16 protein-coding genes and 3 pseudogenes are annotated in these 21,398 nt (G+C 35.9%); 6 read left to right on the top strand and 13 right to left on the bottom strand.

What is annotated here, in order from left to right; all coding sequences use genetic code 11:
• Positions 1 to 253: 253 nt before the first annotated feature.
• A complete protein-coding gene (locus tag ADA55_RS19895) occupies positions 254 to 832 on the top strand; it encodes a YitT family protein (protein ID WP_048687058.1) in 579 nt (192 codons plus the stop codon).
• Between the two features lie 899 nt (positions 833 to 1,731).
• Here the strand turns inward: ADA55_RS19895 and xylE are convergent.
• From xylE to xylA, 4 genes and pseudogenes are all read right to left on the bottom strand, one after another.
• Complete coding sequence (gene xylE, locus ADA55_RS19890; protein ID WP_048687057.1) at positions 1,732 to 3,153, bottom strand: D-xylose transporter XylE; 1,422 nt, start codon at positions 3,151 to 3,153, stop codon at positions 1,732 to 1,734.
• A 191-nt stretch (positions 3,154 to 3,344) separates the two neighbouring features.
• Positions 3,345 to 4,390: pseudogene (locus ADA55_RS19885) on the bottom strand (aldose epimerase family protein).
• 48 nt (positions 4,391 to 4,438) lie between these two features.
• A complete protein-coding gene (xylB, locus tag ADA55_RS19880; protein WP_048687054.1) occupies positions 4,439 to 5,941 on the bottom strand; it encodes a xylulokinase in 1,503 nt (500 codons plus the stop codon).
• A gap of 58 nt (positions 5,942 to 5,999) precedes the next feature.
• Positions 6,000 to 7,337 (bottom strand): xylose isomerase, encoded by a 1,338-nt coding sequence (xylA, locus tag ADA55_RS19875; RefSeq protein ID WP_048687052.1) that lies wholly within the window; start codon positions 7,335 to 7,337, stop codon positions 6,000 to 6,002.
• A gap of 229 nt (positions 7,338 to 7,566) precedes the next feature.
• Between xylA and ADA55_RS19870 the strand changes: the two genes are divergently transcribed.
• On the top strand, positions 7,567 to 8,721 hold the full coding sequence (locus ADA55_RS19870; RefSeq protein ID WP_048687051.1) for a xylose repressor: 1,155 nt from the start codon (positions 7,567 to 7,569) through the stop codon (positions 8,719 to 8,721).
• Positions 8,722 to 9,245: 524 nt separating this feature from the next.
• Positions 9,246 to 9,653: a DoxX family protein gene (locus ADA55_RS19865; RefSeq protein WP_048687048.1), complete on the top strand. Its 408-nt coding sequence runs from the start codon at positions 9,246 to 9,248 to the stop codon at positions 9,651 to 9,653.
• A gap of 158 nt (positions 9,654 to 9,811) precedes the next feature.
• On the opposite strand, the gene ADA55_RS19860 is transcribed toward ADA55_RS19865, so the two are convergent.
• From ADA55_RS19860 to ADA55_RS19850, 3 genes are all read right to left on the bottom strand, one after another.
• A complete protein-coding gene (locus ADA55_RS19860; protein WP_048687047.1) occupies positions 9,812 to 10,462 on the bottom strand; it encodes a class D sortase in 651 nt (216 codons plus the stop codon).
• Between the two features lies 1 nt (position 10,463).
• Positions 10,464 to 11,882, bottom strand: coding sequence for a processed acidic surface protein (locus ADA55_RS19855; protein WP_048687046.1), 1,419 nt, complete (start codon positions 11,880 to 11,882; stop codon positions 10,464 to 10,466).
• A gap of 1,071 nt (positions 11,883 to 12,953) precedes the next feature.
• Positions 12,954 to 15,329, bottom strand: coding sequence for a M14 family zinc carboxypeptidase (locus ADA55_RS19850; protein WP_048687043.1), 2,376 nt, complete (start codon positions 15,327 to 15,329; stop codon positions 12,954 to 12,956).
• Positions 15,330 to 15,997: 668 nt separating this feature from the next.
• Here ADA55_RS19850 and ADA55_RS19845 point away from each other — a divergent pair.
• Positions 15,998 to 16,246, top strand: coding sequence for a hypothetical protein (locus ADA55_RS19845; protein ID WP_048687042.1), 249 nt, complete (start codon positions 15,998 to 16,000; stop codon positions 16,244 to 16,246).
• A 720-nt stretch (positions 16,247 to 16,966) separates the two neighbouring features.
• On the opposite strand, the gene ADA55_RS19835 is transcribed toward ADA55_RS19845, so the two are convergent.
• Positions 16,967 to 17,932: an RHS repeat domain-containing protein gene (locus ADA55_RS19835; protein ID WP_048687038.1), complete on the bottom strand. Its 966-nt coding sequence runs from the start codon at positions 17,930 to 17,932 to the stop codon at positions 16,967 to 16,969.
• 209 nt (positions 17,933 to 18,141) lie between these two features.
• Positions 18,142 to 18,423: pseudogene (locus ADA55_RS28770) on the bottom strand (transcription antiterminator BglG); the annotation flags it as partial.
• A 290-nt stretch (positions 18,424 to 18,713) separates the two neighbouring features.
• On the opposite strand from ADA55_RS28770, the pseudogene ADA55_RS28765 reads away from it, so the two are divergent.
• A pseudogene (locus tag ADA55_RS28765) lies at positions 18,714 to 18,839 on the top strand (AAA family ATPase); the annotation flags it as partial.
• 53 nt (positions 18,840 to 18,892) lie between these two features.
• A complete protein-coding gene (locus ADA55_RS19830) occupies positions 18,893 to 19,078 on the top strand; it encodes a recombinase family protein (RefSeq protein WP_053087438.1) in 186 nt (61 codons plus the stop codon).
• Between the two features lie 239 nt (positions 19,079 to 19,317).
• On the opposite strand, the gene ADA55_RS19825 is transcribed toward ADA55_RS19830, so the two are convergent.
• From ADA55_RS19825 to ADA55_RS19815, 4 genes are all read right to left on the bottom strand, one after another.
• A complete protein-coding gene (locus ADA55_RS19825; RefSeq protein WP_048687036.1) occupies positions 19,318 to 19,515 on the bottom strand; it encodes an IDEAL domain-containing protein in 198 nt (65 codons plus the stop codon).
• Between the two features lie 139 nt (positions 19,516 to 19,654).
• The gene (locus tag ADA55_RS19820; protein ID WP_053087437.1) at positions 19,655 to 19,900 is read right to left on the bottom strand and encodes a hypothetical protein; all 246 of its coding nucleotides are present in this window, start codon (positions 19,898 to 19,900) and stop codon (positions 19,655 to 19,657) included.
• Positions 19,901 to 20,395: 495 nt separating this feature from the next.
• Complete coding sequence (locus ADA55_RS28015) at positions 20,396 to 20,554, bottom strand: DUF1540 domain-containing protein (protein ID WP_065421195.1); 159 nt, start codon at positions 20,552 to 20,554, stop codon at positions 20,396 to 20,398.
• A 368-nt stretch (positions 20,555 to 20,922) separates the two neighbouring features.
• Positions 20,923 to 21,398: IS110 family transposase (locus ADA55_RS19815; protein WP_048686973.1), on the bottom strand; the 476-nt coding region annotated here is incomplete at its 5' end.

Here is a 21,398-nt window from a genome sequence, read left to right as displayed (position 1 = left end):
ATAAAAATAGACAAACTCGATTTTCATCGAGTTTGTCTACAGTCTGAGAGACTCTTTTAGTGTCTCTTTTTTTTTGCCCTAATTACATCATGGCCTCAACGAGAACGCCTTTATTTTGATTAGCGTACTCCCATGTGGATTAAAAATATCTTATGAAGAACAAATAGCAATCGTAATTTCCAATCAGCTAAGTATATATTTAGATTCCTCTCATATATTTTAAGATAATGATTTGGACAAGGGGAATGTTTTTATGAAAAAGTTTGTTACGCTGCTTTTTTCAAGTTTTTGCATTGGAGTAGGTCTTAACTTATTTATAATCCCCATTCATCTAATAAATGGCGGGATATTTGGCATAAGTTTATTAATTAAATATGTTTGGGGAATCCAGGTTGGACATACCATGATCATGATCAATATTCCCATATACCTTCTATCTCTTCTATACGATAAGTCTTATTTCTTTAATGCCATCCTTGGGTTAGCTTTCACTTCAACCATTATTGATTGGCTAACACCACTAAACGGTTTGGTTCATCTGCCGATCATAACAAGTGCCATTATCGGTGGAATGACGATTGGGATTGGTGTCGGTTTTATGCTGAGACAACATATTAGCCCAGGTGGAGTGGATTTACTAGCACTATTAATATCTAAAACCACAGCAACCAATCCTGGAATTATTATTTTTATCATTGATTCTCTCATAGTAATTGCGGGAATCATTATATTGAAAGACTTAAAGTTAATGTATTCCCTCATCACGATATCCTGTGTCGGGTTCTGCGTCATTATAATCAATTCTTTTAAGACAATAAACTTTTTAAGATAAAGTTGTTCCTACAAGTGCTGAACAAGTAAGGCTCTCCCTTACGATATACATTTTACTCGTACTGTACCAATGATTTCGCACATTTACACGGGGTTTCGCGCCATTTACTCGTAATTCGTGCTGCACTTTTGATTTCGCACGATTTCGCACGATTTTGTGCCGTTTACTCGTGAGTTTTGGCTGTTTACTCGTGAGTTTTGCTGTTTTACTCGTGAATTCGACCTATTTACTCGTGAGTTCGTGCTGCACTGGTGATTTCTCTTCGTTTACTCGTGAATTCCTGCTGTACCCATGATTTTGCACCGTTTACTATAGCACTTGCCAGTTCTCTTGCATCTCTGGTTTTAAGTTGATAACCTTTTTTAGATATACAATAACCTTTATAGGAAATTCCATATATGTCCGTAACCAAACCGCAAAGCTTAAACAAGTTCGTCTTATTGATGGATTTATATCCTTTTCACACCTGACTCTTAAACCTGGAGGTAGATATTGCACATTCCTTGTGGTCATATAATCACCTTTAATTTCATTTTATTCGCTATCTTACCGAAATTTCCTTCTCCCAAACCTGCCCCGTTAGTACCATAAGAAAAAGGCTGCCTCAGCAACCTTCCTTTTTAGAGTAAGAAACCCATTAGGTGAAGATCAAAGTATTATTATACAAGACACTTTAATCCAGAAATACCCAAACGGAATTACAGCTATGAGACCTGAGATTAATACTATTTTTGTCCTAAAGATTCGACTCTTTGTTTTTTCTGAATGAAAATTTGCTCTTTGTTGTTGTTCACCTGCCCATGCTCCGATAAAACCCCTGAAATAACAATACTTAATATTCCAACAATAAGAATCCTTTTATATTATATTTTGTGTCCAGTTTATGTGAATTTTACTATTTAAATAATTTGACTTTCTTCTGAACTTTTAACATTTCTTCTCCATATATTCTCCAACTGTTCAAGAGTCTTGCCTTTGGTTTCAGGAACCATTTTCCAAACAAATAGGGCAGACAGCACGCTCATTGAACCATAGAAACCGTATGTTAGTCCCCCGCTATATTCCATCATCATAGGGTATGTAGAAGAAATAAAATAGTTAGCCGCCCATTGGGCAGCTACAGCAATAGCTACAGCCCGACCTCGAATTTTATTAGGGAAAATCTCTGAAATTAGCACCCAGCAGATTGGACCCCACGACATCATAAATGAAGCTGTATAAATAATGATAAATATAAGCGTCCCTATTCCAATTATATTAGAAAAGGCCATGCTTGCTACACCAAACATACCAATTGCCATACCGATAGAACCTACTATTAATAATGGTTTTCTTCCCCATCGATCGACTGTTAAAATCGCGATAACTGTAAAGATAACATTTACTAATCCCATAATAATGGTTTGCAGCATAGAAGAATCTTTAGCTGCTCCCATGCTTTCAAAGATACGCGGTGCGTAGTATAAGGCTACATTTATACCTACAAATTGTTGAAATACTGAAAGCAGTACACCTACAATAATAACTAATTTTCCATAAGCGAATAATTTTTCGGAAGAAATATTGATAGTGGTCGTTTTTTTAATATCACTCAAAATCGCTTTCGCTTCTGAAGATCCATTGATTCTTGTAAGTATAGCTAAAGCTTTTTGATCTTGATTCTGTATTGCCAAATAGCGAGGTGTTTCTGGAACTAATAACAAAAGTACAGCAAAGATTAAAGCTGGTATCGCTCCTGAAGCAAACATGTATCTCCATCCTACATCATTTATCCATTCTAACGTTTCACCATTTGCAATACCCCAGTTTACAAAGTAAACGACTAACATACCAAAAATAATCATAAACTGATTAAATGATACCAATCTGCCGCGAATATCAGCCGGAGCAATTTCTCCTATATAGATTGGACAAATGGCAGACGCTAATCCAACACCAATCCCCCCTATAATTCGATAAAAGTTAAAAGCTAGTAATAAAGAAAGTGTTGGTTCACCTTTTGTAAAAAATAAAAATTCAGGATAAGAAGCACCTAATGCTGATACTATAAAAAGAATCGCTGCAAGTATAAGTGATTTTTTACGTCCTAGTCTTGATCCAAAATAGCCGGAAATTAATCCTCCGAAAATACATCCTATTAAAGCACTTGATACGGTGACGCCATGTGCCAAAGGTCCTAACCCTAAGCTATCGATTAAATATACCTTTAAAGATTCTTCAGCTCCAGAAATTACAGCTGTATCATATCCAAACAGTAATCCTCCAATTGCGGCGACTAATGTAATCGAAAAGATATATAATGAGTTTCGTTTTTGCTTCATGTTTTACTAAAAACAGTTATGAATGAAGTCTATTTAATATTAAAGCGCATACTTTTGGTTGCGCTTTCAAAATTAATGAACAAGAAGGACCTCTCTTCCTTCACCCATTCTACTAACTGCTTTTATCCTCCCTTCCATTGTAGATTTTCATTTCACTAAAACAAAATTAGACCATTGAATACCAAAGGTTTTTACTCGACGGTAAACGTAAAACGAGTTTTGGAATGATACTCTTGATTTTTTTCTAATAAAATAGAAGGTAATTGCTGATTATGAATGGCATTTGGCGGATGTTGAGTTTCGAGACATAAGCCAAGGTGTTTTTGACAAGGAATCCCTCTAATTAGAAAAGTATCTTCTAACATATTTCCCGTATATAAAACAACATATGGCTCATCTGTTTCCACTATCATTTTCCGTCCGTTAGAAGGATTAACCAAACAAATTTCTTTTTGATGATTTTCACTTAATAAGAATGGATGGTCATACCCATTTCCAACTATTTCATTTTGTTGATATTCGGATTTTACTCCTTCAATAATTCGCTTTCCTGCTCTAAAATCAAAAGGTGTATGTTCAACGTCTATTAAATTGCCTGTTGGCAGTAAGGACCGATCAAGCTCTAAAAACTTATCACTTTTCATAGTTAATTCATGCTGTAAGATATCTTCTTTTAAATTGCCACTCAGATTAAAGTAAGTATGATTGGTTAAATTTAATAACGTATTTTTATCTGAAATACCATGATAGGTTATTATAAGATCATTATTTTCAGTGAGCGTGTAAACGACGCTTACCTCAAGATTTCCAGGATAACCAGCTTCTCCGTCTGCACTCATATAAGTAAATGTCACACTAGCCTCATCTACACTCTCACTAGTAGAGGATTTCCAGATTACGTTATGGAATCCCTCAGGTCCACCGTGTAAATGAGTTCTCCCTTCATTTTCAGCGAGGAGGTATGTAAACCCTTCCATATCAACGCTTGGTGGGTTAACTCTGCCTGCAACTCGACCGATTACTGCACCAAAATAAGGGGAATGATGCAAATAATCTTCTGCTGAATCAAATCCTAACACGATATTTTCTATATTCCCTTCTTTGTCTGGTACATCAATTCTAGTAATCGTACATCCATAATCAATACAGGTTACTTTATGTTTTGATTGTTCATGATTGTATAAGACTTTACCAATTCTCTATTCATTTCACCGAAAATTCCCTCTTCTATTTTCATATTAATCTCCTTTTCGAAGAAAGGGATGCATGATACTAATGCAACCAGTTACTTTCTGCTAAATTGATTCAGCCTTTTGCTTAAGTCTTTTGTTTGGTAATATACCTCTTTATATAAAGCATAAAGTTGTTTATACACTGGAACATTTTCTAATTTAGGTTGATATGTTTTTGAAGTAGATATGAATAAATCTGCGCATTCTTCTAATGAGTTGTACCACCCACATCCATAAGCGGCTAACATGGCTGCCCCAAGCGCCGGTCCTTGCTCAGTAGATAGTTTTATAATTTTTGTGTTAAAAACGTCTGCTTGAATCTGAAGCCAACTATCGTTTTTTGCTCCCCCGCCAATTGATACAATAGACGTAATTTCTTTTCCATTTTCTCGAATAATTTCTATTGATTCATTTAATGAGAAGGTAATTCCTTCAATGACTGCCCTTGTAAAATCCCTCTTTTTATGAGAAGCATCCATTCCTATAAAGCTTCCACGTATAGTAGCATCTGCATGTGGTGTTCGTTCCCCAACTAAGTATGGAGTAAATAGAAGCCCATTTGAACCAATTGGAACATTGTTTATATCAGCCAGTAGTTCTTCAAATGACTCATTTTCAGCAAAATTATCTCTAAACCAACTTAAACTATGGCCAGCAGATAATGTAACTCCCATCGTATAAAAAGCATTTTCTTTTCCATGATTGAAATAATGCACTTTCCCAGCAAAGTCCCTATCATTTCGCTCCTCATAAGAAAGTACGACACCAGATGTCCCGATGCTGCATAACGTTTCTCCTGATGATAGAATACCAGCCCCAATTGCTCCACAAGCATTATCAGCTCCACCCGCAAATACCTTAGTCGATAATGTTAGCCCTGTTTTTTGAGAGAATTCTTCATTAATTGTTCCGACACATTCACTGGATTCCACTAGCGATGGGCAAATGCTGATATCAATGCCCACTAATTGACAAAGCTCTTCGCTCCATTTTTTCTCACCCACGTTCAACAATAATGTACCGGCAGCATCTGAATATTCACTATGAATTAAGCCTGTCATTTTGAAGCGTAAATAGTCTTTAGGCAGCATAAATACAGCTGCTTGATCAAATATCTCCGGTTCATGCTCTTTAACCCATAGCAGCTTAGGTAGTGTAAATCCTTCCAAAGCTTGATTTTTTGTTATTTCTAAAAGACGTTTCTCCCCAATCATTTCATATAGCTGATGACACTGTGCTGTCGTCCTTGTATCGTTCCATAAAATAGCATGACGTAAGAGATTATGATTCTTATCCAACAGTACGAGACCGTGCATTTGCCCAGAATAACTTATTCCTTCTATATCTTCTGGTCTTACACCGGATTTGGAGATTAGCTCATTTAAAGCACTAGCAGTCTGCTGAATCCACTCCTCTGGATTTTGTTCACTATATCCTGTTTTTTCATGCAGAAGAGGGTAATTTTTAGAAGCTTCTGCACAGATCTCACCTTTTGTATTAACTAAAACAGTTTTGACAGCGCTCGTTCCTAGATCAATTCCTATAATATATTTCATCTTGATTCCTCCACTTTTATAAAAGAGAGCAGAATTTATTTCTACTCTCTTTTATCCGTTAAACTTCTAAAATATATTGATTTAAGGTGGCTTTTAATCGTTCCTGTCTTCCTGAATTATTCGTAATGTTTGGATTATTCAATGCATACTGCTCTAGTGTTTGGAAGTTGGCTCTTCCTTCAACAATCTCAAGACCAATTCCTTTTTTGAAACTGCTGTAGCGTTCATCAATGATGTTTTCAAAAACACGATCTTCCAATAATTTATGAGCCACTTTTAAACCTCTAGCGAACGCATCCATTCCTGCCACATGAGCATATACTAAATCTTCTTGTTCAAAGGAACCTCTGCGCACTTTTGCATCAAAATTTAACCCTCCACTACCTAATCCTCCATTTTGTAGGATCTCATACATTGCTAAAGTTGTAGAATATAGATCTGTTGGGAACTCATCGGTATCCCATCCTAAAAGAGGATCACCTTGGTTTGCATCCACTGATCCCAAGAAGCCTTGAACTCTGGCTACGCGTAATTCATGTTCAAACGTATGCCCAGCTAAAGTAGCATGGTTAGCTTCAAGGTTTAATTTAAAATGGTTATCTAATCCGTATTGTCTTAGGAACGAAATGGTCGTAGCTGCATCGGTGTCATACTGATGCGTTGTTGGTTCCTTTGGTTTTGGCTCAATTAAGAATTGACCTTTAAATCCAATTTCCTTAGCATAATCTACAGCCATATGCATAAATCTAGCCAAGTTATCTAACTCTAACTTTAAATTTGTATTGAGCAGTGTTTCATAGCCTTCACGGCCGCCCCAGAACACATAGTTTTCTGCTCCTAATTCTTTTGCCGTTTCGAGTCCTTTCTTTACTTGGGCTGCTGCATAAGCAAATACATCTGCATTACAAGAAGTTGCTGCACCATGAACGAAGCGAGGATTTGTAAACATATTAGCTGTGTTCCACAATAACTTTACGTTACTTGTTTTCATATATTCTTTAATCATGCTAACGATTACATCAAGATTTTCATTCGTTTCTTTCAATGTGTTTCCTTCAGGTGCGATGTCTCGGTCATGAAACGCAAAGAAAGGAACCCCTAATTTTTCGAAAAGTTGAAAAGCTGCCTCTACTCTAGCTTTTGCTAAGTCCATTCCATCATATTTATTCCATGATCTTTGCATCGTAGCTGCACCAAAAGGATCTGTCCCATCAGCTGTAAATGTATGCCAGTAAGCAACTGAGAATCGTAGTTGTTCCTTCATTGTTTTACCGCCTACTACTTCTTCTGGGTTATAGTATTTAAAAGCTAAAGGATTTTTAGAATCTTTTCCCTCATATGAGACTTTGTTTACGCTTTCAAAATAATTAATTTTATTAGTATCAGTTTGAATCATGTGTTACTTCCCCCTTTAATTAAAGTGAAAAACTTTCTTCAGAAATATGAAACGAGAAAGTTTGTTGTGTCAATAAACTAACTTTATTTCATGATATACAAAATAATTAGTTATTTCAATGTTTTTTTAAGAAAATTAACGTTATAATATGAAATATACTATTTCCATACTATATTTTTGTTAAACAAAAAAACACTTAGTCCAATGGTAAAACAAAGGAGCGATTATCATTCCGATAGCAGATCAAGCATTAGTAAAGAAAATGAATCAAAAGTTGATTTTAAATGAAATTTTAAAAAACTCACCAATCTCAAGGGCAGCCCTTTCTGAGATTACAGGGTTAAATAAATCCACTGTTTCTTCCCAAGTAAATGAATTAATTGAAAAAAATCTTATTTTTGAAATTGGAGCAGGACAATCTAGTGGTGGCAGAAGACCTGTGATGCTTGTTTTTAATAAAAATGCAGGCTATTCAATAGGTATCGATATAGGTGTTGATTACCTTAATGGAATTCTAACCGATTTAGAAGGCAACATCATCCTTGAGAAGGCTTCTGACTTGTCTAGCCCTTCAGCTGGTGAAGTGAAAGAAATTCTGTTTGCACTTATACATGACTTTATCATTCATTTGCCCGACTCTCCTTACGGTTTGGTGGGAATAGGTATTTGTGTACCAGGTCTTGTGGATAGCAATCAAAAAATTATTTTCATGCCCAACTTGGAATGGTATATTGAAGATTTGCAACTCTTAATTGAAAGCGAGTTCAATGTACCTGTTTTTGTTGAAAATGAGGCTAATGCAGGCGCATGCGGTGAGAAAGTGTTTGGAGTTACTAAAAACTATGAAAACATCATTTACATCAGTATTAACGTTGGAATTGGAGTCGGAATTATTATTAATAATGAATTATATAAAGGAGTAAATGGCTTTTCTGGAGAAATGGGCCATATGACGATAGATTTTAATGGTCCCAAATGCAGCTGCGGGAACCGAGGATGCTGGGAATTATATGCATCAGAAAAAGCATTACTGGATTCTTTTTCTAATGACGAAAAGAATATGTCACGAAAAGAAATTGTTGAACGTGCAAATAAAAATGATGTAGCCGTCTTAAATGCACTCCAGAACTTTGGCTTCTACGTCAGTATTGGCTTAACAAATATTCTCAATACATTTGATGCACAAGCTATTATATTAAGAAATAACATTATCGAATCTCACCCGATAGTGTTAAATACCATTAAGAATGAGGTTTCTTCTAGGGTAAATTCTCATTTGGAAAGTATGTGTGAACTATTGCCCTCTTCATTAGGAAGAAATGCACCTGCATTAGGGGCAGTTTCAATTGTAATGGAACATTTTTTAAATGTTACTACAAGCTAATCTATTTCAGAGTATAGATGATAGATGTCTGAATATCTTTCCTAACATAACAAGAGAGGTCTTTCTCTACCTAGGGAAAGACCTCTCTTGTTTATTTTCGCCCCTACATCCAGAAATGATAATCGTATTAAATGAGTTAGGTTCTAGATAAAACAATTTGTTGTACATCCAACATTTGGATACCACTCTCTTTCATCATTAATAATGATTCTTTTGGTTTGGCTCCAGACACAGTTCCTCATCTATATCCTAAGGAGGAATATAATTTCTTTCATTCTTCAACGGAGAATAAGAAGTGGCACCACTCCTATTGGCATTGGAAAAGGAGTGGATTTCTGAAATCAACTGAATATTTCCCTAAATACCTGAAGGCGAACTCGCTTTTCCTCAAGTTATCCTACAGCCAAGCGCGATTCCTAAAGGATTGCGACACAACTGTTTAAGATTAAGATTTTTAGAATGCATTAAAAAAAGAAAAGTGGAATATGATTTAAATGTCAATCTAAGGGAGGGAATCAGAATAAATGAAAAAAACAAAAATTATATATTGGATTTTCACAGGACTTTTGGTGGCACTAATGGTTTTGGGTTCTATTCCGGATATAATGTCTGTTCCCGATGCAGTCGCTTTATTCAATCATTTAGGTTATCCTACCTACCTCCTGCCCTTTATTGGGATTGCCAAATTATTAGGTGTCGTGGCAATACTTATTCCTGGCTTTCCGAGAATCAAGGAATGGGCTTATGCCGGTTTTGTATTTGATTTGACGGGGGCTATGTATTCAAGCATTTCAGTGGGCGACCCTGCCAGTGGATGGCTGATTTTCATTATCGGGTATATATTGATAGCCGGCTCTTATATTTACCATCATAAAATATTAAAATCCGCTTCATCTGGCACATCGAGCAATAAGAATAGTTTAACAATATAAATAAATTGGCCATGAAAAAACACCGTGAAAGGTGTTTTTTCTAATTGGTTTAAAAGTAGAGGAAGTGACATCATCTTCGCTTTTCTTTCTAATAAGAAATAAAATCAAAAGCGTCCCAATAGGTTTCCTTATTGGGACGCTTTTTTTAGTACATTTGATTAACTTACTGTTTTTGAAGTTAAATACGCGACAAGGATATAGCGTTCAGGTGCTGACCCAATATAATCAAAAGGGTAACAGGTACTGACGGTTAGCGTTGCCCGTGGCTTTGGTACGATTACGGTTCGATCATCCTCATCCACAATTCGAACTTTGTTGACTTTGTATGTGAACTCTCCTGCTGATGTTCTTACTATCAACAAATCTCCTTCGCCCACTTGCCCGAGTTTACGGAATACCGTATCTCTATGACCGGAAAGTACGGAATTGTCATTTTCGCCAGGTAACACACTTCCTGCAAAGTGACCAACGCCTTTTTCCAATTCATCCTCATTTGTGCCATGGAAAATAGGGAGTTTTGTTTTTAGTTTGGGTATATACAGCTCCCCGATTTCTTCACCCGTTTTAGGGAGGACAGGATATAGCTCTTTCTTTGTTGTGTTATTACTTGGTGTTTTATCAATTGTTGGTTTATCACTTGGTGGTTTCTGTACAGTTTCATTTACTTGGCTACTTGGAGCATGAGTCTTGTAAAGAAAGTAGCCTTTTGCAAACTTATACATATTGGATGTTGAAAACCAAACCCCAAATAGAATGATGGCAATTGTACAAGAAAGCAGCAGTAACCGCTTTTTCTTTAATTGTTTCATATTAAGCTTTCCTGAATTTTCGATACATCAAGCTTCCGAACAAGACTAGAATTAGTCCGAAAAGGGCACTAGGCAAATAATTGGAAGCGGTATTTGGCAGTTTAGCCCCTTTTACGGTTTGATGTTCTGAATTAGTATGGCCACTGATTTTTTGTTTTACTGGTTTAGCAACTGGTGCCTTTTCAATGGTCTTTTGTACATCTTTCGCAGATTCCTTTATTTGTCCGCCTGCATTAGTAAGATTATCAGAATCGACCATATCACCTGTTATTAACAGATCAGCCAAGAACTTCCCGTCAGTATTATATATCGATATTTTCAGGTTAGCACCCTTCAATTCTTCCAATTTCATTAAATCCAAAAGGGATACTGGTGATTCCGAGCCACTTTTCACAAGGGAATATGAGACATTAAGCTTAAAGATGGAAAGTAATTCTTCATAGATTGAGGCCATTTCAGCAATCTGTTCGGCTGTAAGCTCTGTTGCTACATCAAATTCCTCGAAAGCCATCATGCGGTTGCCCAATTCTTCAAGTTGCTTGACTGTTTCCGGGTTGGAAAGATGGTCTTCCAAAGACATCAAGTGGTCTTCAAGCCGCTGTAGTTCCTCTTCCGTTAGACCGAGTTCCTGCTCGAAAATAGGTAGAAGATCTTCGGCAACTTCGCCATCAATCCCTCCGCCAGTAAGGTTCCAAACAGTTTCTTCAAGATTATCTATGTATATATAATCGTTAATATTTTCACCATTTTCTTTTAACATTTGAATCAAGGCTTGTTTATCCAATCCATAATTCTCATTAAAATAATCTAAGTTGCTTAGATCTGCCTTTATGACGTCACCTAGGAATTCGCTAAGCTCTTCGACAGATTCAAATTCTTCCGTACTAAAATCATAGGGTTTCAATGACGCTTCGATATCTTCTTGTGTTACTTGGAAGCCTCTTTCCTTGCTAACCTTGGCTAAATAATTGACTAATTCTTTGTCAAAGTTCGGATCGCGTTCAAAATCGCCCTCTTCTGTCTCTTCTGTATAGAAATAAACAGTTTCATCGAGGTCCCAGATAAAGATATAATCGTCTAGTTCTTCGCCATTTTCGTGTAATAGATTAATTAGGCTCTCTTTAGTTAGATTATAATCTTCATAAATGGCATCTAAATTACTCAAATCAGCCTTAATAACTTCGCCCAAGGCTTCTTTTAGATCACCAATAGATTCAAAGTTCTCAATACTTTCATCGTAAAAAGAAAGTGATGTTTCAATATCATCCTTCGTCACTTCAAAACCCCTGACAAGGCTTACCTCTTTTAAATACTTTGTAAGTTCTTTCTCAAAATTCTTGCTTGGTGCCGCCGATGCTAATTGCGGGAATAAGCTAATTAACAACGTAAATGAAACTAAAATGGTCCACAGTTTTTTCATACTTTTCTCCTATTCATAACTTTTCATATGTTTCTAGAAAATTATAAGGTAATAACAATAATTTAACAATGAAGTTATTTTTTCCAATAAGGAAAAATTGCTATATTACTTACTTTGCAAACAAACTTTTTTTACAGTATTTACATTTGTTTACGTAAATCTATCCGTATTTCTTCCTATTTAATATAATGAATACAAAAAGAGGGATTAAAGCACTCCCGCTACTGTGACTCCAGATAAAAGAATTATTAATATTTTAGGGGAAACATAACTTAGCTCAAGCAAAATGAATATAAATTCACCACCGGGCTACATCAATTTCAAGTAAAGTAGTCAGTCTATAAGTATCAGACCTCATATCCTATAAATTTTACGCTTAGACAAAAAAGACATACTCGACCCTGGAATGGGTCGAGTATGTCGGAAACAGCTATCCAGCTTAATGCTCCTTCTTCTACAACTAGACAAAAAACTACAGGTTTTTTATCATTATTAATCACCGGTATTAACTACTGATACTAAACCGCTTGAGAGATTTAAAATGAGTGTTTATTTAATGAGGTCCCCGTATCATATCTAAGACTACTTAAATAAAAAAATGAATCAGGAAGTTAAGCAGTATTACCTGATCCATTATTATTATTTTATTTCCTTTATTGAATTCCTTTTACCTTGTTAAATAAAGAATATAGATATTTTACGCAAAGATAAATTGTTTACCATCTCCCACTCCTTTGAAATTATCTAGGTGTACTCACCCGTACAAACCTCCTAGGGCCGATACGTCGTTTAAAACATAAAAGGAGAACGACAGCCCCCTTTTCAAATTAATTATTTTGTTCGAAAATCCAATCATTTAACTTCATCTATAATGATTCCTGATTAGTTAATCCATATCCAGCTTGTGAATTATAAGAGTAGTCACCATTTTTAATCGGCTAAAAAACTACTTATTGTCCTTCAGGGTTTTTGCAACAGATGATTTAAAAGTAATGAGTTCAGAGCAAGCCTCAGCATTTTTTAAATTACCAAAGCCGAATTCATTGCTGAACCCGTCTTTGGCTAATTCTACTATTTTTCGAAAATTGCATTAGATAGAAGACGGAACAAGTAATCCGGGTGGTCGCGGAAACCTGCTTCTAACCCAATAAGAGTTACATCTTTATTCTGTTCTTTTACGATTACGGCTTGGCCCTTGGCGGTTATGTTATTTTTCCAGTGACCAGCTACGAAGAAATTATCTGAATCTGCAAGGGTCGCGACAATTTCATCATTATCAGTATCCGTGAACCATGTTGGACGATAGACAAATCCGATATCATTTTCTCCATAACCTGCTGTTAAACCAGTTCCCTCATAATCGACTTTTACGATACCATTACTGTTGGAACCTCCTACATTAATGATGTCGTCTGTAAGACCGAGTGTCTTAGTTGCTCTAGATGCACCAGCACCTACAGCTATATATTTGCCTCCTTCATTTAAGAAGCTTGTCATATTGTCTTTAAATGCATTAAGTTGCCCGGCGTTCTGTAATCCAAATTCTTTATTAGCTTCGGAAAGGTTAGTAGAAATGAGACTTTCCGTTCCACTATAGACAAAAATATCAAAACCGTTAAGGGGATTTTTAGCCACTTCGACTGGCGTAACTTCTGTCACATCAAAACCTAGTCTTTTCAAAGCAAGCTTTGTTCCTGCGTGTGATTTCTGTTTACCCATACCTCCATCCTTTAATATAGCCACTTTTAAAGACGTAATAGCCACTGCATCTGCTGGTACATCGGCAGTTCCAACCTGTAACCCAGATTCTTTCACCGCTGCTGATACCTGATTAGCTACTGTTTTTGCAAAGAAGTTACCTTGTGCATCACGTACAATAGGTATTCCTTGCTTAAGCAATCTATTTACTAAATTCACCGATTGGACAGAGCTGTTCGGAATCATAAACGGTCCTTTTCCTGAAACCTTGCCTTGACCTGTAATCTGGTTTACTTTCGTTGCATTGACTTTAATAGGATTTTGTGTGGCTACTGCCTCGAATCCCCAAAGCTCCGGTAAGCTCCATGCGGAAATGTCGTACATTGCTGGGGTATCGTTCGTGATGTCTTCCCCATCCCAGAGCATCGTGTTTGCTAATCCGGCTTTCGCCTGGTCCATCTCAACGAGATAAGTTCCTTTTGGATATAACACTCCATCCGCTTCAAATGCATTCACAGCTTGAACAACTTCAATATCATTATTGATCAAATGATTTACAGCCTTATTCGTAACAGTCGGATCCTTAGGGTCTAGTGGAAGTATGTAGGCTTTTGGAAATAACCCTTCCTTATGAAAAGGATGGTCAAAGTTAATTCCTCTTTTAAAAACTTCAATTTGATCAGTAATCATGGATTGCTTGTTGGCTGTTGCAAATTTCAGTGCTCCCATAATCGAATTATACATCCATCGTACGCCGTCCCAATCATTTGTTGGAGCTTCTAATGTATGACCGTAAGCACCATGATACATCGCATACATTGGTGTGAAAATTGGTGGGTAATCATCCCAGCCAGCGGAGTCATCGCGCAGCGGAATATAGGTACCTTTCATGTCTTGATACAAGGATCCTGAATAGTTCTCATGATCCTTCATTATTTCCGCTTCCATCGCTTCTGCCTGTTTATAGGCCCATTTTCCGTATAAGTCATACTCGTAATTAGGATTATGCGGTGGCGTACAAGGCTCAATTAACCCCTGCAGATTTGGCTGATAATTCTTCACATAACCATGAGTATCAAGGAACACCATCGGGTTCCATTCTTTAATGAGCTCAACCATCTCTTTCGTTTCTGGCTGCGATTGGGTGATAAAGTCACGATTTATGTCAATTCCTTCGCCATTAAAGCGGGTGGCATCAATACGTCCATCAGGGTTTTGTACGACATTGAAAATAAGAATATTATTCTCTAAAACGTCTTTGGTTGTTTCATCATTTTGGGTAGCAAAACGTTCAATTAATTGAAGGATTGCATCGCTTCCGACAAATTCAGTCCCATGAATAGAACCATTAATCATGATTGGAACTTTAAAGTCAGGATTATTGGCAACCCATTCTTGAGCTTTGCCTGGATTCTTAAACATTTGCTTTCTAAGTGCCTTCACTTTTCCGAACTTCCCTTGTGTTGTTGGGTCGGCAATCGTGACAACATAGAGTGGGTTTCCATCAGCTGATGTTCCACGGACTTCAACTTTCACACGGTTTGAAAGTTTTTCAATCTCTTTTAATTTGGAACCAATTTGTGAAAATTTCACAAAGTCATAGTTTTCGCTATTAAACTTGCTTCCGTCCTGTTCCTCATATGTATTCACATTTGTCCATTGAGGTTTCTCAGCATGTCCAGAACTCCACGGAATTACTGTTAGTAAACTCACAGCCATCAGGCCGGATAATGCTTTTTTCTTTTTCATCCTAAAACCTCCAGTATGTATATAGTGATTTTTTTTGTATATATCCCACCAAGTCGTTCAATGTTTATTTCAATTAAAATATGTATTGTGTTAATTAATTAATTAACACAATACCTAAACCCGCATTGGCTACTGTAGCTGATTAAATTCCTTTCTAGACTAATTAAGTTCTCCTTTTCTGCACCCTACTAATATTTTAAATTTCCATAATGTTTAAGAGTATCGCCTCCTTATTAAGAAATAGTAACCCGCAAACTTAGATAACTGTTTTTAATATTATACACTTATTTTTATGCGAATTAAGAATTTTCAGTTAATAATAATTGAATTATTATCCTTTTTTAATACTTCAGAAACATAATATTATTTACAAATAATTCCCATGCGCTAAATTGATAAAACGTGGTCATTGTTTTAAAGATGGTAATAAACGAACTTCTTATTTTATTCACCTTCTAAGATTTGAACGGCTAAGATTTAATCGTTCCGGATGAAGAAGTCTTTAGTTTTATCATGCTCATAGCAAACGATAAAACGAGGACGCCATTTAAAGAAGCGGTGTATTAGGTTGAAGCTCATATGCATAAACAAGAAGAATAGTCACTTCCGGTAACAATCGGAGGTGGCTATTTTTGTGTTCTCATTTAAATAGAAGAGGAGTTTTCCAAATGAATTACAAAATGATACTTATGTTATCCGCTGATACTCCGGAGCAGTCACGCTCAACCGTTGTAGACAAAGTTATGCTAGCAACTTATGAACAATATTGTTTCCAAGGTTCTAAAGATTATATATTGTCACATAGATTACAGGAACGTAGTCGTGAAATAGGTTCTTTCCCTTTCCCTCTACTGATAATAAAAAAAACGTATAACCCCATTGCTTTCACAAAAGAATTATACGTTTTCCAATTATAAACTTTAACAAATTCACTTTTTCTATTAGTTAAGACCTAGACCTAAACATTTATCTATAATTTTTAGTAATAAATATAAAACAACTGATTATAACTAAAGTTCAATCAACTTGATTTCTCATACTATAAAAAACACAATAAATGATAGTCAGTATGAAAAGAATATAAGAAGAAATCATCTTTAACAATTTTGGTATGAAGTCTAGAATATCTGTAAGGGAAAAAACTATTAAACACACCACTGGTAATAAGCATATTAACCATATATATTCTTTATTTCTAATTGTTTTAACCATAGTTATTATTATAAATACTGCACCAATCACTATATTAGACAATTAAACCACCTTATCGCTTTCTTTTTTTATAACTTTTAGCTCCTTTATAGTAAGCACGACCATAAGTATAAATATCGCCACCCCAGGCGGCAGATCCTAGGATCTCTTCTTGTTACTTTGAAAGCTAATCTACTTGGCTTACTCTTCTTCAATACCCTACCTCTGGCTTTCTTTACAGACTTTTTATTCTTCCTGTAAGCGTTAGTCGCCTCATATGCGCCACCAGAAGCTCTTCCAACAAACCCACTATAACCATCACTCGTATATGATTTTTTAATGCTTTCATTCCTTTTTTATGGGCGTACATGTGTCTTTTATTTCCAGTTAAAACTAATGTCATCCCATATGCCCTTTCCCCATCAGGATCAACCAACATAACTGGATTATTCTGCGTAAGAATAACTTTTTTGAGTAATTGGATTCTCTTTTTCTCCCAGTTGGGGATCTAATGTTAAAAACCTTCCAATTTCAGAATTATAATAACGCTGTTGTAAATAATAAAGCTTCGTTTCAGAATCATATCGATATCCTGCATAACGGAATGGTACCAGTGAGGTAAAATTACCGGATTCCTTTAGCTGGTTGCCCCATGCATCGTATTCAAAACATGCCACTACTGTTCCTGCAGCATCTGTTACTGAAGTAATATCTCCATGTGCATTTGCATGGAATGTATAGGTTTTTCCGGACTTCGTCATCGTTAGTGGACGGTTCCCGTTGTCGTAAACATATGATGCAAGAACTGCTCCACTTTGATCTGTTTCGAGTACAACATTGGCATTCTCATCATACGTATAATTAACAGTTGTAGATCCTGTTGTTTTGCTAATGCCTAGTCCTTCTGAATTATACTGATATTTGGCAACCGAAGTCGTTCCTTCTTTGACCTCTACTAACCGGTCTTCCGCATCATACACTAATATCCGCTTTCCATCATTGGTTAAATTCCCATTTTTATCATGTGTAATGGTCGTCCCGTTAATAGAGGAAAGCTGATTCGCTGCATCATACGTATAATCAAAAGATTCAATCAAACTACCACTAGTATTGTTAGTTAACAAACGAGTAAGCAGCCCCGCACCGTCATAATCGTATAAGCTAAAGGTTCCATTTTTATTCTTTAATCCAGCAAGTTGATCATTTTCCGTATAAGTGAAGGATTCTAGTGTACTTCCACTTGAAATACTTGTAACTTGATCATTCTTATCAACACTTTGATTGATGGCAATCACTGATGTACCAGATGCAAATGTACTGGTGAGAAGGTTTCCATTTTTATCATAAGCGTACATGTTCTTTTTACCAGTCGAGTCGTTCTTTTCTTTTAATTTGTCATCCGCATCATACACAAAATTTGAAATTACTCCTGTTAAGAGATCCTTTTCACTTAACTTATTCCCATTGGCATCATACGTAAATTCATAATGTTTTGTCCCATTATAGGATGTAGATGTTTTACGATCGACGTTATTATACGTATTGTCAATTACACTTCCATTCGGGGAGGAGACTTTCGTTTCATTTCCTATTAAATCATAGGTATAAACGATACTTCTACCTAGCGTAGCGCATCAATTAAAGTTGTAATGTCATTTCTTCTGTCATCACCAATTTTGGACAGGAGCTTTTCGCGATCCACATCAGTTAGGTCTAACTTCAACCCTTTTCCTCTTGTCGTCGTAATTGATGGATAATTATTTTCTGCCAGATATTTATTAATCAGGACCAGTTCGTTTCGAAAAGTACGCTCGCTAATATTGAACTCTTTACTTAAATCCTCACAAGTCAAAAAGGTATTTACTGTCAAAAACCTGGTAAGTACTCGTTGAGTCCGTTCTTCATGATAGTAACTCCTTTCATAGTTTCATTATAATTCGCAATATTCAAATAGTTTAGTACATCTTATTGCAACTTCAATTTGCAAAAATGTAAGCGTTAACACTTTTTTATTGAAACTATAAAACAAATATTTATCGAAAAAAGATGTATCTCTTATAGGGGTACAGACACATACCCATCAAGCTAACACCAATGAGTACTTAAAGTAGATCCATTTTTACAAAACAATCGTTCATACCACTAAAGAAAGATCTGCCAAATAAGCCTTCGATAGGTCATTTTTCTTTTGAAGGGATTCACTTAATTATAGTGGATGAAATCGATCTACTGATACTGCAACATTTAGAGCAACTTCGTGACATCTATGATCAACATGACTTAGCTATGATATTCATCGGGATGCCAGGGATTGAAAAATAGAAGATATAACTTTTAGACAAAAAAGGGGTATGAGCATATGAAAGTTGGATATGCAAGGGGATAGTTGGACATCGCTTGAAAGCCAAATTGAACAATTAATAGAATATGGTTGCGAAATAATATATATGGAAAAAGAAAGTGGAAAGAAAACAGATCGCCAGGAATTAGACAATGCAAGAAAAGCATTAAGAAAAGGTGATAAATTAGTCGTTACTAAAATTGGCCCGTTCTGTTAGGGACCTTCATAATATTGCTATTGAATTGGAAGCTGAAGGAGAAGGCTATAAAAACCGTCCTTTTCAAATCGAACAGTGATGTGTTCAAAAAAGGACGAGTTTTGGAACAAATAATAACTTATTTATAATATCGTGCTTAATCGATAAAAATCATAAACGCCAATCCATAGATATGGGTTGGCGTTTTGGCGTACTTCTTAAAGTTACAAATATGATTAGTTCATTTTATAAACAACATATTAAGAAATGTTTTTCAATTCCTCTGTTAATCGTAGGAATTCTTCTTTGTTTTGATCCTGTAATGACTGGTCAATCTCTTTTCGGATTTGCTCTTTTCGGAAATTAAGAAGGGCTTTGTTTAACACCATTTCAGCAAATTCAGAATCCTTAACGTTTATTTCAGGTTGTGGTGGTGTATTAGCCAAATTCTTTTCCATAGGAAACCAACTCCTTGACCTTTTTTCTATTATACCACCAGTTTTCAGAATATTCAAGTATTTATCAAAGTAGTTCCAATAATATATCTATTAGACAGATTGTTTTCTTCCATTTTTCTATTTTTGTTTATGTAAAAGCTTATTTTTCATAAATAATGGGGACTAATTCCATCCCCACCTTTTGGGCTGCAATATAGCGTCTGTAACCGTCCCTAAGGATCTTTGTATCCCTATTTATCATAATGGGTTCATCTAAGCAGCCTGTCCGTTTAGCATGATTTAAAACTTGTAGTGTTTTTTCAACACTCGGATTGGAATTTAAAAACTCTTCCGTTACAACAATCTGATTTAGTAAAATAAACTCTTCTGTTTCATCTGGTTTCATTTTTATTTTCACCCCTTTCTGAAGTCTAATTATATTCTTTATTCACCTATTATAAGACCGATTTAATCAGCTATTGTCACTTTTCTCATCCTATGGCCACCATTTGGCAACCCTCTTATGGCGCTAACGCATCCTATAGTGTAAGTACATTTGTTCACATGTTAGTTCAAATAGAAGATAAAATTTAAAAAGAGCAGATAATTTTTAGGTATCTGCCCTTCCTTTTTAACAGTTGGAATGACTATTGATTGCCTAGACTAAAACATTATCATTACGACCAAACGTCCAACATTATATCCCGCTAATACTTATCCATCAAATATATATAGATACTTGCTTTAATAAAATTATTTTGTTCATTAAATTAATAAAGTTTTTAAATTGATTTTCAAGGTATATCCCTCTTTCATAGTCGAGCTAATTAAAGGGGACTGATCCTATTTCTCGAAATAAAAAACCGGGCGGCATCAGCCGTCCGGCCCATTCTGTATTCCATTATTGTTTGCGATGTTCAAAGGTTTTACATGCCGTTTCCTCAACATTGTCAGCGTCATTGTTATCAAGGCCCACGACATAAATGGAGTCGGCAACACATTGATTCCCCTCGGCCCAGTACGTACAATTCTCTACGTTACACAAAACTTCGAGTTTCATAAAATGTCTCCTCCTCTTTATCGTTTAGTAACATATCCCCGTTTTTGTATATGGATAAACTCACATAAGCTTTTTCCTTCTTCTATGGAACTACCCAAATGTCTGTAAAACCAAGCTCACACTCGCCTTCTTTGCTGACCATAAGAGAGCAGATAGATTGGAATTCACCATGCCTTCAGCTGTTTCTGGAGGCAATTATCAAAAGTCTGACGAAGCAGCCATACCTACTTAATCTAAACCAGCTAATAGGATGTCAATATCTTTCTCTAAAATTTTCAATTCCCTTATGGTATACTATTTTTGTTCATGACAAATAACCCTCCAAAACCCTTTTGGAAGGATTTTTCTCTGTTTCACAAAATCGTTAATCAGGCTAAATCTAGGAATGCTTCTTTTCTCTTTAATAAAGCGTAAATCCAATGAAGCAACTTATTCATACAGGCAACGATTGACACTTTGGCCGGTTTTCCTTCTGATTTTTTCTTATCATAGAAGGCTTTAAGCTTTTTGTTCCTTGAACTTCTTATGCCACATAGTACGGCAAGATACAGAGAATGACGTAGTCTGCTCGAACCTCTTTTAGTAATACGATTAATGGTTGCCGTAAACTTACCCGATGAGTGAACACTTGGATCTACTCCAGCGAAGGCAACTAGTTTTTTCGGGTGATTAAACCGATCGATTTCACCAATTTCAGAGATAATCGTGGCTGCGGTTTTTTCTCCGATACCGGGAATCGATTGGATGATCTTATATTCTTCCAGTTCATTTGCCAGGGCCACTATACGATCTTCCAACTCAGAGAGGTGTCCCTGGTAATGAAAAAGCAACTCAATATACATAC

The sequence above is a fragment of the Bacillus sp. 220_BSPC genome, assembly GCF_001054655.1.
GTDB lineage: Bacteria > Bacillota > Bacilli > Bacillales > DSM-1321 > Peribacillus > Peribacillus frigoritolerans.
The sequence above is the reverse complement of the archived record's forward strand: the minus strand, read 5'-3'. Positions and strand labels throughout refer to the sequence as shown.